The organism is Streptomyces shenzhenensis (assembly GCF_003688995.1).
In the GTDB taxonomy this organism is placed as follows: domain Bacteria; phylum Actinomycetota; class Actinomycetes; order Streptomycetales; family Streptomycetaceae; genus Streptomyces; species Streptomyces shenzhenensis_A.
The window spans coordinates 56,211-69,573 of record NZ_PENI01000045.1; the positions used below are offsets into that span (position 1 = coordinate 56,211).

Genomic DNA, 13,363 nt, shown 5'->3' on the forward strand with positions numbered 1-13,363 from the left:
CCATGCGACGTCCGGTCCCGTGACGCGAACGACTTTCTCGCCGACGCGCCCGACACCGGCCGTATCACCCACCCAACAGAGGAACGAAAGATAGATCCATGCCGCACACAGACAGCGCCACCACCGACATGGCCATCGCCGCACCCGCTCCCGTCGTCTCGGTGAAGCCGGTGGTGCTCCCGGCGCCGGACCGCGGCGCGGACCTGCACGTACGCGTGTCCGCGCCCGTCACCGGGAACGACCTGCCCGCCATCGTCTTCTCCCACGGCTTCGGCTCGTCGTTGCACGGCTACGGACCGTTGACCGACTTCTGGGCGGCACACGGCTTCGTGGTGATCCAGCCCACCCATCTCGACTCACGGACCCTGGGCGTTCCCCCCGAGGATCCCCGCACTCCGCGGATCTGGCGCTACCGGGTCGAGGACATGAAGCGCGTCCTCGACCAACTCGACCTTCTGGAAGCGGCGGTTCCCGGCCTCGGCGGGCGCCTCGACCGAAGCCGCATCGCCGCGGCAGGACACTCCTTCGGCGGCCAGACAGCGGGCAATCTGCTGGGCATGCGCGCCCTCGATCCGCAGAGCAAGACGGAGGAGGACCTGTCCGACTCGCGTATCAAGGCGGGCGTGCTGCTCGCCACGGCCGGAAAGGGCGGCGCCGATCTGACACCTTTCGCGGCCGAGAACTTCCCGTTCATGAACCCGAGTTTCACGCACATGACCACACCGGCCCTTGTGGTGGCGGGTGATCGGGACGACTCCCCGCTGACCGTTCGGGGACCGGAGTGGATGACCGACCCGTACGTCCTGAGCCCCGGCGACAAGAGCCTCCTCACCCTGTTCGGGGCGGAGCACTCGCTCGGCGGCATAGCGGGTTACGAGGTCAAGGAGACGACGGACGAGAACCCGGCACGTGTCGCCCTGCTCCAGCACCTCACCTGGGCCTACCTCCGCCATGCGCTCGACATCGACGACGCCGACTGGTCGGCGGCACGGAAGACCCTGTCGGAGAGCACGGATCCCCTGGGCCGAATCGAATCCAAGTAAGCCCCCACCATGCCTACCTGCGCCGGCGCAATGCCAACGCCCAGTCTGAATCGCCCCGGCAAGCCTATGCGTTGAGAGCGCTGGAGTTGGGGGGACGTCCTCGGACGGCGTCAGCTTCGAGCAAAGCGATGCAGGGCGTCGAGCACGGTCGGCGCTAGCGTGCTCGGGTGGTCGGTGTCATGCATCAGATGGTCCACTCCCGGCAGCACCACTCGGCCCGGTCCACCGGCATGCGCGTGCCGCAGGGCGGTCTTCAGGGCGTTCGTCGTGTCACAAGGGACCTGGGCGTCGTTCGTGCCGCACGTCAGCAGCACCTTGGTTCCCGGCCGGAGTGCGGCGGCGGTGTCCGGTGGGTAGACGGCGTCGTCGCTTTCCACGAACCGGGCGTTCGGTCCTTGGAACGCCTCGAAGAGCCGGGCGATCGGGGAGGGTAGATCGGTGGCGTCGACCGGTCGGCGTTCGCGCAGGGAGATGACGGCGGCATCAATGGCCGCGTTGACAGTGCGTTGCTGCTCCGGTGTGAACTGGCCCTGTCTGGTCGCTTCGGCGATCTGGGCTTTGAGCTGGAGCGCGACCAGGTCCAGCAGGCGGATAGCCTGGGGTTGCAGCAGCGCCAGGCCGGCCGGGCGCGGGCGGACGGTGCCGCCCAGCAGCAGTCCCGTCATCGCGCCCTCGCTGTGCCCAACGACAAGCAGCGCGTGCGGGTCGGTCTCCGGCTGATCGCGCAACGACTCGTAGGCGGCCCGTGCCTGGCGGACGAACGCCGGGTAGTCGAGTTCCTCCGGGTGGTCCTGGTAGGCGCCGAGCCCGGTGCGGCCGGTGCCGTACTTGTCGAACCGCAGCGTGGCGATTCCGTCTTTGTCGAGCGTATCGGCCAACTGGGCCAGGGTGTCCGGTGAGGCCCCAGGCGGTTGGTTGCCGTCGCGGTCGGTGGGACCGCTGCCGGGCAGCAGCAGTGCTGCCCGCAGCCGTTGCCCGGCGCGATGCTCGGGAACGTGCAGGGTGCCGTACGCGGTCGTACCGTCAACCGTGAAGACGACCTCGCGGTCGGCGGCAGGCACCAGACCGGGCGTCGCCTGGGCCGGAGTGGTGGTGACGACGGCCAGTGCCATCACGGCCGCTGCCAAGTGGCGAAACAATGGCCTACTTCCTTTCGGTGAGGGTGCTCTCGATCAGGGCGACGGTCGCGCGAGGGTCATCGACCTGGAGAACCAGGCGCGTGTACTGCTCGTCGGCGAGTTCGATCACGAGAGCCTTCGACCGATCCTTGACGTCCCAGAAGACCTTTTCGCCGTCCTGATGGAATGTGCCCGCGATGATCACGCCGGGTACGTGGGAGCCCGGCGCGCGGATTCCCTTGGGTTCGGTGGCGATACCGGGGTCGACGGTCGCGCCACGGACGTTGGCCAGCGGGATGGTCAGGCTGCCTTTGAAGGCCCAGAGCTTGTCGAGACCCTCGATCACGACGACAAGGTTGTCGCCTTCGATACGTATCAGTGCCATGTCGGTTTCCTGTTCAGGTGAGAGGGTCGAGGCATTGGGCCAGCGCGGTGGCGGCGTTGTCGGGGTTGCCGCGCAGGATGATGCCCAGCGCGGCGGCCGTGAGGGCGGCGGCCAGGTCGGCGGAAACGCCGAGCGCGTCGGCGATCGCCTGGTCGACGGCGGCCAACGCGGCCGTCACCTCGGCGGCGACCTCCTCGTCGACCGGTGCGCGTTCGATCGCCGCGAGCAGCAGCAGGTCGAGGTCGGCCGACGTGACGAGCCGCAGCGCGGCCGCGGCGTCCGATGCGCCGGCAAGGGCGTCGAGCAACGGGCGGACGTCGTCGGCGAGGTGGCGGCGCAGGGCGATCAGGTAGAGGCCGCGTTTGCTGCCGAACGTCTTGTACAGGCTGTTGCGGTGCACGCCGAGGTGGCTGACGAGGTCGTCAACGGACACGCCGTCATACGCACGTCCGCCGAACAGAGCCACGGCGGCACGGACCGCTTCGTCCTCGTCGAATGCTCTTGGCCTCCCCATGACCACCACAGTAGACAGTTAAGGAACGATCAGTCAAGAACGATCGTTCCTCAATCGTCGCCCCCCTCCGAGGCCCGGCCTTCCAGCAGTTGCGGGACAGTCCAGCACTACGGATCCCCGGCTTTTCGTGAGCTCGGGGTCGCGGGGTGGCGCGGTGTCAGCGTGCGGCGGTCGTTGCGTCCGCTCCGGCCGGGGTGTCGCGCAGTCCCAGGCGCAGGTGTTCGACGTGATAGAGGGCCTGTTCCAGGAGTTCGGCGACATGGTTGTCGTAGAGCGCGTAGATGACCGAGCGGCCCCGGCGTTCGCCGGTGACCAGGCCGAGGTTGCGCAGCAGGCGCAACTGGTGTGAGCAGGCGGACTGTTCCATGCCGACCGCGTCCGCCAGTTCCGTGGCCGCGCAGGGGCCTTCCTGGAGGCGGGCCAGGATGCGCAGGCGCGAGGGGGTGGCCAGCGCCTGGAGGGTGGCGGCCACATCGGCGGCGCCCACCGTCTCCAGGCGGTCGCGCGCGGTGGCGGTCGTCGTGCTGTCAGCTCCATGGCCCATGCGCTTCATCGTACGGAGAACCATTCATGAACGCATGAATGAGTCTTCATCCTTTCCTGTACGGTGGTGAGCAGCGACACCGGGATTCCGGCTGCGCGCGAACACGTCATGCCCTCGTGAAGCACTCCCCCGATGACCTCCACACTCGTCCCGGCCCCGGCCGACCCCACCACGTCGGAACACGGCACCGCCGCGCCCCGGCGGCGTACCCGTGTCCTCGCGCTGCCCGAGGCCCGCTGGGCGGCGGCTGCCCTGGCCCTCTTCCTGGTCGCGCTGCCGTTGCAGCTGACCGGCGCCCCGGCCTGGACATGGGCGCCCCTGTACGCCCTGACGTATGCGGCGGGCGGCTGGGAACCGGGCTGGGCGGGGCTTCGGGCGCTGCGCGAGAAGACGCTCGACGTCGACCTGCTGATGGTCGTCGCCGCGCTCGGTGCCGCGGCGATCGGGCAAGTCATGGACGGGGCGTTGCTGATCGTCATCTTCGCCACCTCCGGCGCGCTTGAGGCCCTGGCCACCGCCCGCACCGCCGACTCCGTGCGGGGGCTCCTGGACCTGGCCCCCGCCAAGGCCGCCCGGCTCGCCGCCGACGGCAGCGAGGAGACCGTCGCCGTCGAGGATCTGACCGTCGGCGACACCATCCTCGTACGCCCCGGTGAGCGGGTCGGCGCGGACGGCCGCGTCCTCGACGGGGCCGGCGACGTGGACCAGGCGACCATCACCGGCGAGCCGCTGCCCGTGGCCAAGGAGCCGGGCGACGAGGTCTTCGCCGGCACCCTCAACGGCACCGGCGCCCTGCGGGTGCGCGTCGAGCGCGACGCGTCCGACAGCGTGATCGCCCGGATCGTGCGCATGGTGGAGGAGGCGTCCGAGACCAAGGCGCCGACGCAGCTGTTCATCGAGAAGGTGGAACAGCGCTACTCGCTGGGGATGGTCGCGGCGACGCTGGCCGTCTTCCTCGTCCCGCTCGCCTTCGGCGCCGCGCTGACCGGCTCCCTGCTGCGGGCGATGACCTTCATGATCGTGGCGTCGCCGTGCGCCGTCGTCCTGGCGACCATGCCGCCCCTGCTCTCGGCCATCGCGAATGCCGGACGGCACGGCGTGCTGGTCAAGTCCGCGGTGGTCATGGAGCGGCTCGGCGAGGTCGACGCGGTCGCGCTCGACAAGACCGGCACGCTGACCGAGGGCACTCCGCGCGTCACCGACGTCCGCCCGCTGACCGGCTCCGGCCTCGACGAGCCCGGGCTGCTGCGGCTCGCCGCCGCGGCCGAGCACCGAAGCGAACACCCGCTGGCCCGTGCCGTGCTGACCGCGGCACGCGAGCGGGGACTCGCGCTTCCGGTGGCGGAGGGCTTCGGTTCGACGCCCGGTGTCGGCGTCCGAGCCACCGTCGACGCTCAGCTGGTCGCCGTGGGGGCTCCCGCCCGGCTGCTCGCCGATGTACGCGACACCGGCACGACGGCGGCGGCAGACCTCGCGGGTGAACTGGAGGACGGCGGCCGGACCGCCGTCCTGGTCACGGTGGACGGCAGGCCCGTCGGTCTGCTCGGTGTCGCCGACCGGCTGCGCCCCGACGCCGCCGCGACCGTCGCGTCCCTGACGTCGCGCACCGGGGCCGTGCCCCTGCTGCTGACCGGCGACAACCCGCGGGCGGCCGCACGCCTGGCCGCGGAGGCCGGCATCGAGGACGTACGCGCCGGGCTGCTGCCCGAGCACAAGGTGAGCGCGGTCAGGGAACTGGCGGCGGCCGGGCGCAAGGTGCTGGTCGTCGGAGACGGTGTCAACGACGCCCCGGCGCTGGCCGCCGCCCACACCGGCGTCGCCATGGGCCGGGCGGGTTCCGATCTGGCGCTGGAGACCGCCGACGCGGTCGTCGTCCGCGACGAACTCGCCACCGTCCCCGCGGTGATCGCCCTGTCCCGCCGGGCCCGCAGGCTCGTCGTGCAGAACCTCGTGATCGCCGCGGTGTTCATCACCTGCCTGGTCGTCTGGGACCTGGCGGGGCACCTTCCCCTGCCGCTCGGTGTCGCCGGTCACGAGGGCTCCACCGTCATCGTCGGCCTCAACGGACTCCGGCTGCTGCGCGAGTCCGCCTGGCGGCGCGCCGCCGGCTGAGCCGCCGCAGGACACCCGGAGCCGGCCGTGACGGCACACGCCCCGGCGGCTCCGCCCGCCGTCGGTGCCCGGCGCGCACCGACGGCGCCGGAGCCGTCAGCCGGTGAATGCCTCGACGAGTGTCCAGATCGCCAGGCCCGTCATGCAGACGCCGCCGATGCGCTGCACGGTCTTCAGCGGTACCCGCTTGGCGATGAAGCGGCCCGCGAGGAGGGCGAGCGCGGACACGGACATCAGGGCGGCGGCGGAGCCGATGGCGGTGGGGAGCCAGCCGTTGGTGGCGGCGAGGTTGGCGGTGGTGATCTGGGTGAGGTCCCCCCACTCGCTGATGAAGACGGCCATGAAGGCGGTGGTGTAGACGGGCCAGAAGCCGGTGACGGTCTTGGCGCCGCCTTCGCCGTCCTCGTCGTCGCCCCCGCCGCGCAGCAGCACGACGGCTCCGAAGGCGAACAGGGCGGCGGAGACGAGCTTGACCGCCATCGAGGGCAGCAGGCCGATCAGACTGCCGGCACCGACGGCGAGGGCGACGTGGACGACGAAGGCCGTGGATGTCCCGAACCACACGTAGAGCGGGCGCATGCGGGTACCCATGGCCAGCGACGCGAACATGGTCTTGTCGGGAAGTTCGGCGAGGAAAATCAGCCCGAAGGCGGTGATGATCGCCAGGGGGTCGAGAGTCATCCTGGTGCTTTCTGCTGGGGCCGGGCCGAAGGCTCGAACGGCACCCACTGAGGTGACGGGAAGACCCCTTACGGCCCGGCACGATGACGCGGCCCCGCACGTGTGTGCGGGCCGTGTTGTGCCGTGGCCGAAGGTCTCGTCCACCGGCCCATCACCTCGGGCCGGCCCGATGGCCGGGAAGCCCGTGAGGGCGTCCAGTGTGTCGACCAGCGGTGTTGCGGGACTACTCCCCTTCGCCGCGCTCAGCCTAAGCAATCGGAAGGGCCGAGGTAAAGCCGGTTCCGGGTGGCGCACCTCACCCCCGGGGCCGGGGCCGTCCGGCTGACGGCCGTGCGGGTTCGTTCCGGGCCGCGGGTGTCCGTGGTCCCCGGCGAACGGCGTGCCGGAACGGGCAGAGCGTGCGCGGGAGGCCGGGCGGCGCGGTGATGCCCGGTATGCCCGCCGCCCCTACGGTGGTGGCATGCCGGTGATCAACGGTGGCGGGTCGAAAGGGCCGGCCAGGACGCGCACGGTCGGCGTTCTGGGCGTGGCCCTGCTGTTCGTGCTGTCCGTCACGGCTGCCTCCATCGATCCGCACCAGGACGAGGTGGATCTACGCTGGCCTGCCGTGGTGCTGGCCGCCGTCGGTTCCTCCGCGCTGCTGCGGCGGCATCGCAACCCGCTCGGTGTGCTGGCCCTGACCGTGGGCTGCGGAGTGTTCTTCGAGGTGCTGGGGTTCCGGGAGAGCCCCTTGGTGATGGGCCCGGTTCTGGTGTCCGTCTACACCGTGGCCGTGCACACCGACCGGCGCACGGGCTGGATCGCGGCTGTCGTCTCGGCCGCCGTACTGGTGGGGACCGCCACGGTCTGGGCCTCGCAGGAATGGCTGGACCCGGACAAGGTCGCCATGCTGGCGTGGACGGCGCTGCCGACCGCCATCGGGGACGCGGTGCGCTCCCGTCGCGCCTACGTGGCCGCCGTGGAGGAACGGGCCGAACATGCGGAGCGCACCCGCGAGCAGGAGGCGCGGCAGCGGGTCGCGGCCGAACGGGTGCGGATCGCACGCGAGTTGCACGACATCGTCGCGCACCACATCGCGTTGATCAACGCTCAGGCGGGTGTGGCCGTGCATCTGGTGGAGCGGCGGCCGGAACGGATAGTCACCGCTCTGGAGGACATCCGGGACACCAGCCGGTCCGCCCTGGACGAACTGCGGGCCACCGTGCGCCTGCTGCGGCAGTCCGACGACACGGTGCCCCGCGATCCGATGCCGGGCCTCGCCCAGGTGCCCGACCTTCTGGCGTCGTTCGAACGCGCCGGCCTGGTCGTGAAGCACACGCAGGAAGGGACCGCCGAGCCGCTGGAGCCGGCCGTCGATCTGGCCGCGTACCGGATCGTGCAGGAGTCCCTGACCAATGTGCACAAGCACGCGGGGGCCGACTGCGCCCGGCTCTTCCTGCGCTACCACCCCGAATGGTTGACGATCACCGTCGAGAACGACGGGGGCGCACGCTCGCACCAGCCCCGGCCGGGAGCCGGGCACGGGCTGATCGGGATGCATGAGCGGGCTGCCGCGATCGGCGGCAGGCTGCACGCCGGACCGCGCGCCGACGGCGGCTTCGCCGTACGGGCCGAACTGCCTCGACGGCCCGGTTCGGCACGGGATCGGACACACGGGTATTCGGAGACATGGGTATGACGATTCGCGTACTGCTCGCCGATGACCAGGCCCTGCTGCGGGCCACCTTCAGAATGCTGTTCGACGCCACGGACGACATGGAGACCGTCGCCGAGGCGTCCAACGGCCGTGAGGCGGTGGAGCTGGCCGCCGCGCAGCGCCCGGACGTGGTGCTGATGGACATCCGCATGCCGGAACTGGACGGGCTCGAGGCGACGCGGCTCATCAGCGAGTCCGGTGATCTCGGTGGGGTGCGCGTCCTGATCCTGACCACGTTCGAGGACGACGAGCATGTCGCCGAGGCGCTGCGTGCGGGGGCGAGCGGGTTTCTCGGCAAGGGTGCGCGACCGGAGGAACTCCTCGACGCCGTACGCACGGTCGCCGCCGGCGAGGCGCTGCTGTCGCCGGCGGCCACTCGGTCGCTGATCACCCGGTTCCTGGCCCAGCCGGATCCGTGCCCGGCGGCCGTGCACGAGCGGCTGGAGTGTCTGACGCCCAGGGAGCAGGACGTCACCCGGCTCGCGGCGCTCGGCCTGTCCAACGGCGACATCGCCGAACATTTGTTCGTCAGTCCGTTGACTGCGAAGACCCACGTCAACCGGGCGATGACCAAGCTGGCCGCCCGCGACCGGGCCCAGCTGGTGGTCATCGCCTACCAGAGCGGGCTGGTCAGCGCGGCGGCGGACACCGTCTCTTCCCAGGTGCCCGCCCCCTAGGGCCTCTCGTTTGGATCATGCCGGGCTCGCGGGCCCTGGCACCGCGCCTCGCGGCGTTGTCGTCGGTTGTCAGGGCTCCGCCCTGCCGCCCTCCTCCGCCTTGCGATCCACGGCACCAGACCCCGCTCCCTGATCCGGCCTGATCCAAACGAAAGACCCTAGTCCGTACGGCGCTTTCTGCCCCCGCCGTAGGCCCTGACGCCGCGTACCGCGGTCGTGGTAGCCGTGAATCGCTGCGCGGGGACGACGCGCACGGGGGGCGTTCTGGGCGATGGTGGAACCTGGAACGGAGGTTTCGCCATGATCGAAGCACACAGCCCGACCGCCCTTGAGATCCGTTCGCCGAAGCAGACGCGCTCGGCCGGGTACGACGCGTACCGGGGCGAGCTCGACCGGCCCGCGGCGGTGCCGGCCCATCTGGCCCTGCTCCGGGACGCCCTGGCCCGCGACGCCCTGGCGCACGGGTGCGGCCGGAGCCCGCGGGCACACCGGGACGGCCTGTGCGCGTCCGGACCTGTGCAGGCCCATCGGCGTCACCCCGCTCGCGTGACCGTGGCCCGGCAGCTCACCCTGGCCCAGTGGGTGAGCAGGACCACGGGGATCAGGTGACCACGGAGCGGCCATCGGGGAGAGGAGCAGGAGCGATGCGGATCACCGTGCTGACGGTTCCGGACTGCCCGAACGCGGCTGTCGCGCGCGACCGGGTGCGCGCCGCGCTGGCCGGCCGCACGGCCGAGGTGGAGACCGTGGAGGTGCGCGACGCCGCGGAGGCGGCACGGTGGGGCATGACCGGCTCGCCGACGGTGCTGCTCGACGGAACCGACCCGTTCACCCGGGCCGGGGCGGAGCCGAGCGTGTCGTGCCGGATCTATCGGCACGCCGACGGCAGCGCGGACGGGGCGCCGAGCACGGACGAACTGCGACGGGTCCTGGGCACCGGCTGAACGCCCGAGGCCGCGGGCGGGCGGGGTGCGCCGGGCAGAGCGAGGCGGAGTAGCGTGGAAGGTGCGGAGACGACCGGTGTCCTGATGCCGGGAGCGTCTTCGCACATGTGCCCGGAGGCTTGATGTGTCCGAAGGAGCGAGCGGGCGCGGGTGGTCCTCGTCCGTCGACCGCCCCGGCCCCCTTCAGGTGACCTTCCGTATCCGTGTGTCAAGAGGACGTATGCGCACAGCCGACGACTCTTCGCAGAGTCCTGTGGGGGCACTGGGGAAAGTGACGGTGGCGATCCCGCAGAACGGCCCCGGGGAAGTTCTCGTGGGCGTCCGGGGCGGCTCGGAAGCCTATGCGGCCTGGTCCGCGGCGCCGGTCGCCAAGGATGTCCGCGTGATCGTGGTCGACTCCGTCTCGGCACGCTCGGTGATCGTCGAGCCGCTGCCGTCCTGACGTGTCTTCGGTGTTCCACAGGACGCGAGGTGGTTCCTCATGTTTTTCTGGCACGTTCCCGCTCCGAATGAGGCCATGCTCATCTCCGGCTCCAAACGGCGGGCCGAGGAGACCCAGTTTCGGATCGTCACCGGTCACGGCAGTTTCGTGCTGCCCGTCAAGCAGAAGGCCCGGATGCTGTCGCTGGCCCTGCGGGAGGCGGAGATCGCCGAGGACTGCGTGACCCAGCAGGGAATCCGGCTCAAGGTGCGGGCCGTGTGTGTGTTCAAGGTGGGTGACGACGCGGTGTCGATCGCCAATGCCGCCCGCCGGTTCCTGTCGGAGCAGCAGCGGATGGAGGAGTTGGTCGGCCGGATCTTCGCGGGGCATCTGCGGTCGATCGTCGGCGGGCTCACGGTGGAGCAGATCATCCGCGAGCGCAGCCGGGTCTCGCAGGAGGTGGTGGCGGGCAGCCACGGCGAGATGGAGAAACTCGGCATCGTCGTGGACGCCCTCCAGATCCAGGAGATCGAGGACGCCACCGGATACATCGACAACCTCGCCGCGCCGCATGCCGCCGCGGTGGCCAGCCAGGCCCGGATAGCGCAGGCCAAGGCTGACCAGGAGGCGGCGGAGCGGGAGCAGCAGGCCGCCGCGCTCAAGGCCGAGTACGAACGGGACACCGCGATCAAACGGGCGGGTTTCACCGCCGAGACCGAGCAGTACAACGCCCGCGCCGCCCAGGCGGGCCCGCTCGCCCAGGCCAAGGCATCCCAGGAGGTCATCGAGGAACAGACCGCGCTGGCCCAGCGCCAGGCCGGTCTGGCGGCCCAGCGGCTGGAGGCGGAGGTGCGGCGCCCGGCGGACGCGGAGGCCTACCGGCAGCGGACCCTGGCGGAGGCGGGCCGCGACCGGGCCAAGTTCGAGGCCGACGGGACCGCCTACACCGAGCGGGCCATCGCCCAGGCGCAGGCGGACGCCAACTCGGCTCGTGCCGCCTCGCTCCGCGACGGCAACCAGGAACTCATCGCGGCCAACCGGGTCGTGGAGAATCTGCCCGCCCTCACCGAGGCGGCGGCCCGCGGTATCTCCGGAGCCGATCTCACCGTGCTCAACGGCACGGACGGCATCAACCAGGTGGCGGCCGGAGTGGTGGCGCAAGGGCTGGCCATCCTGGATTCGCTCCGGCGCTCGACGCCGTCCCCCGCCGCCGGAAAGCAGGTACCGGCGGGGCCCGAGCAGACCGGAACCCGCCCGAAGCCCTGAACTCGCAGGAGGGACAGCTGTCATGGATGCGGATCGTGCCCAGCGTGTGGTGGCGGCACTCCGGGCCCGGGAGGTGATGGCCCATCTCGTGGAGGCGGGTGTCTACGAGTTCGGGATCAGGGTGGTCCTGGACGAGGGCATCGAGGCGCTGTGGGACCTGGACGGCGCGTCGGGGCTCGACGCGGAGATCGTCGGCGACGGCGTGCTCATCGGGTTCGTCCCCCATGTGCCCGGTTCGGAGAACTTCACCGAGCAGCAGATCGTGGACAGCATCGCCACCACGCGGTACTCGGCGGAGGGCCTCCACCCGCCCCAGGACACCCCCGCGGAGCCCCCGCCGGCCGCCGCACCTCCCGCCGCACCTCCCGCCCCAAAGAGCGCCCCGGTCACCCCGCCGGTGGCCCGGTACCAGCGCCGCGCGCACTGGATCCACCGCGGCGGACGGTAGGCACTCCCCTTCCGCCGTACGGGCGACCACCGGCCGGTGGGGCCGAGCCGGGCAGGCAGGCGGCGCAGCGGGCGCTGGGCGTACGCATCCGGGCTATGTTGTTGCTGTGGTGGCGGACCAGGAGGACGTCATGAGGCCGATACGACACGCCCTACAGCTGACGATCTTCATCGAGGAATGCGACACCTGGCATCACAAGCCGCTGTCCGCCGAGATCGTGCACCGCGCCCATGAGGCCGGGCTGGCCGGAGCGACCGTTCTGCGGGGGATCGAGGGATTCGGGGCCTCGTCGGTGATCCACGGATTCCGGTTGCTGTCCCTCAAGCAGGATGTGCCGCTGGCGATCGTGATCGTCGACGAGGAGGAGCGGGTACGCCGCTTCCTTCCGACCCTGCGCGACGTGGTCGGCGGCGGACTGATGATCGTCGAGCACGTCGACGTCATGCGGTGCCCCGCACGGGATCCGGCGCAGGCACCTGCCTGACGAGCCGGTGCCGCGGCCGGCTGCCGACGGTCACCTCGGCCGCCTCAAGAGGCCGCGACCTCCTGGCTCTTGTAGTGGACCACCTCGACCTCCTGCAAGGTGATCAGCCCGTTGATGGGCAGCTCGTCGAGCTGGGACATGAACGCTCGGACGCGGTCCTCCTCGTCGACGATGACGACGGCCGTGGGCAGGTCGTCGGCCATGGACAGCAGTCGCGTCGTGTGCACGACCGAGGTCGCCCCGAAACCCTCCACGCCCCGGAACACCGTCGCCCCGGCCATCCCGAAGGCATGGGCGCGGTGCACGATCTCGGTGAACAGGGGCTTGTGATGCCAGGTGTCGGTGTCGTCGACGATGATCGTCAGGCGCAGTGCGCGTCCGTGGAGTGTCATGATCGCGGTCCTCTCGTCACCGGGATACGGTGCGCGGCTGCCGCGCGGGAGAGCGCGGCTCCGAGACACACCCCCACCCTAAGCAGGTCCGGTGAAGTCCGCTGCGGTTCGACAGCGCCCGTGAAGGGGCGCGGGGCTGTATCAACATGCGGCTCCGCCGCGATGGGGGTCCCCCCTGTTCGAGCGAAGCCGAGAACTTGGGGGAGCGATCAGCCACGATGGTGCCACAGACGACCGACGGCACATCGCGGCAGTTCCAGCGGAGCGCTTGGTCGCGGACCCGGACGCCGCCAGGCGAGCGCTGCCGCACGCGCCGACGGCCGGTCTTGATCAGTTCCGTGCTCAGCCCTTGCGGGCCTTGATCTCCTCGGTGAGCTGCGGGACGACGTCGAAGAGGTCACCGACGACGCCGTAGTCGACCAGATCGAAGATCGGAGCCTCCGGGTCCTTGTTGACCGCCACGATCGTCTTCGACGTCTGCATCCCCGCCCGATGCTGAATCGCACCCGAGATACCCGACGCGATGTACAACTGCGGCGAGACCGACTTACCCGTCTGACCCACCTGATGAGTGTGCGGATACCAACCCGCATCCACCGCCGCACGCGACGCACCCACCGCCGCACCCAGCGAGTCCG

General features: G+C 70.9%; 17 protein-coding genes. 10 read left to right on the forward strand and 7 right to left on the reverse strand.

The genetic code is table 11. The features are described from left to right. The first annotated feature begins 98 nt into the window (after positions 1–98). Positions 99–1,043, forward strand: a complete 945-nt coding sequence (locus CTZ28_RS41595) for an alpha/beta hydrolase family protein (RefSeq protein ID WP_121894953.1) — start codon at positions 99–101, stop codon at positions 1,041–1,043. A gap of 110 nt (positions 1,044–1,153) precedes the next feature. Here the strand turns inward: CTZ28_RS41595 and CTZ28_RS41600 are convergent, their stop codons facing one another. The 4 genes from CTZ28_RS41600 to CTZ28_RS41615 form a co-directional block, all read right to left on the reverse strand. Beyond that, positions 1,154–2,182 (reverse strand): alpha/beta hydrolase family protein, encoded by a 1,029-nt coding sequence (locus tag CTZ28_RS41600; protein ID WP_121894954.1) that lies wholly within the window; start codon positions 2,180–2,182, stop codon positions 1,154–1,156. A gap of 4 nt (positions 2,183–2,186) precedes the next feature. After that, positions 2,187–2,546, reverse strand: a complete 360-nt coding sequence (locus CTZ28_RS41605) for a hypothetical protein (RefSeq protein WP_121894955.1) — start codon at positions 2,544–2,546, stop codon at positions 2,187–2,189. A 13-nt stretch (positions 2,547–2,559) separates the two neighbouring features. Then, a complete protein-coding gene (locus CTZ28_RS41610; RefSeq protein ID WP_121894972.1) occupies positions 2,560–3,060 on the reverse strand; it encodes a helix-turn-helix domain-containing protein in 501 nt (166 codons plus the stop codon). A gap of 157 nt (positions 3,061–3,217) precedes the next feature. Beyond that, entirely contained in the window at positions 3,218–3,604 is a 387-nt protein-coding gene (locus CTZ28_RS41615) for an ArsR/SmtB family transcription factor (RefSeq protein WP_121894973.1), read from the reverse strand. 132 nt (positions 3,605–3,736) lie between these two features. Here CTZ28_RS41615 and CTZ28_RS41620 point away from each other — a divergent pair, with 132 nt between their 5' ends. After that, on the forward strand, positions 3,737–5,716 hold the full coding sequence (locus CTZ28_RS41620) for a heavy metal translocating P-type ATPase (protein WP_121894956.1): 1,980 nt from the start codon (positions 3,737–3,739) through the stop codon (positions 5,714–5,716). Between the two features lie 96 nt (positions 5,717–5,812). Here the strand turns inward: CTZ28_RS41620 and CTZ28_RS41625 are convergent, their stop codons facing one another. Continuing rightward, complete coding sequence (locus tag CTZ28_RS41625; RefSeq protein ID WP_121894957.1) at positions 5,813–6,397, reverse strand: TMEM165/GDT1 family protein; 585 nt, start codon at positions 6,395–6,397, stop codon at positions 5,813–5,815. A 460-nt stretch (positions 6,398–6,857) separates the two neighbouring features. On the opposite strand from CTZ28_RS41625, the gene CTZ28_RS41630 reads away from it, so the two are divergent. From CTZ28_RS41630 to CTZ28_RS41665, 8 genes are all read left to right on the forward strand, one after another. After that, positions 6,858–8,075: a sensor histidine kinase gene (locus CTZ28_RS41630; RefSeq protein WP_121894958.1), complete on the forward strand. Its 1,218-nt coding sequence runs from the start codon at positions 6,858–6,860 to the stop codon at positions 8,073–8,075. Then, positions 8,072–8,770: a response regulator transcription factor gene (locus CTZ28_RS41635; RefSeq protein ID WP_121894959.1), complete on the forward strand. Its 699-nt coding sequence runs from the start codon at positions 8,072–8,074 to the stop codon at positions 8,768–8,770. The genes CTZ28_RS41630 and CTZ28_RS41635 overlap by 4 nt, the downstream gene beginning before the upstream one ends. 300 nt (positions 8,771–9,070) lie before the next feature. Further along, positions 9,071–9,379, forward strand: coding sequence for a hypothetical protein (locus CTZ28_RS41645; protein WP_121894960.1), 309 nt, complete (start codon positions 9,071–9,073; stop codon positions 9,377–9,379). A gap of 35 nt (positions 9,380–9,414) precedes the next feature. Then, on the forward strand, positions 9,415–9,714 hold the full coding sequence (locus CTZ28_RS41650; RefSeq protein ID WP_121894961.1) for a thioredoxin domain-containing protein: 300 nt from the start codon (positions 9,415–9,417) through the stop codon (positions 9,712–9,714). Positions 9,715–9,991: 277 nt separating this feature from the next. After that, positions 9,992–10,156 carry a hypothetical protein gene (locus CTZ28_RS47525; RefSeq protein WP_183154850.1) on the forward strand — a complete coding sequence of 55 codons (165 nt, stop codon included), beginning with the start codon at positions 9,992–9,994 and terminating at the stop codon, positions 10,154–10,156. Between the two features lie 39 nt (positions 10,157–10,195). Next, complete coding sequence (locus CTZ28_RS41655; protein WP_121894962.1) at positions 10,196–11,401, forward strand: SPFH domain-containing protein; 1,206 nt, start codon at positions 10,196–10,198, stop codon at positions 11,399–11,401. Between the two features lie 22 nt (positions 11,402–11,423). Continuing rightward, complete coding sequence (locus CTZ28_RS41660; RefSeq protein ID WP_121894963.1) at positions 11,424–11,849, forward strand: hypothetical protein; 426 nt, start codon at positions 11,424–11,426, stop codon at positions 11,847–11,849. A 130-nt stretch (positions 11,850–11,979) separates the two neighbouring features. Next, positions 11,980–12,333: a DUF190 domain-containing protein gene (locus tag CTZ28_RS41665; RefSeq protein ID WP_121894964.1), complete on the forward strand. Its 354-nt coding sequence runs from the start codon at positions 11,980–11,982 to the stop codon at positions 12,331–12,333. Between the two features lie 44 nt (positions 12,334–12,377). Here the strand turns inward: CTZ28_RS41665 and CTZ28_RS41670 are convergent, their stop codons facing one another. Continuing rightward, on the reverse strand, positions 12,378–12,728 hold the full coding sequence (locus CTZ28_RS41670) for a DUF190 domain-containing protein (RefSeq protein ID WP_398657814.1): 351 nt from the start codon (positions 12,726–12,728) through the stop codon (positions 12,378–12,380). Positions 12,729–13,067: 339 nt separating this feature from the next. Beyond that, on the reverse strand, positions 13,068–13,363 hold a 296-nt coding region (locus tag CTZ28_RS41675; protein ID WP_147481203.1), incomplete at its 5' end, for an electron transfer flavoprotein subunit alpha/FixB family protein.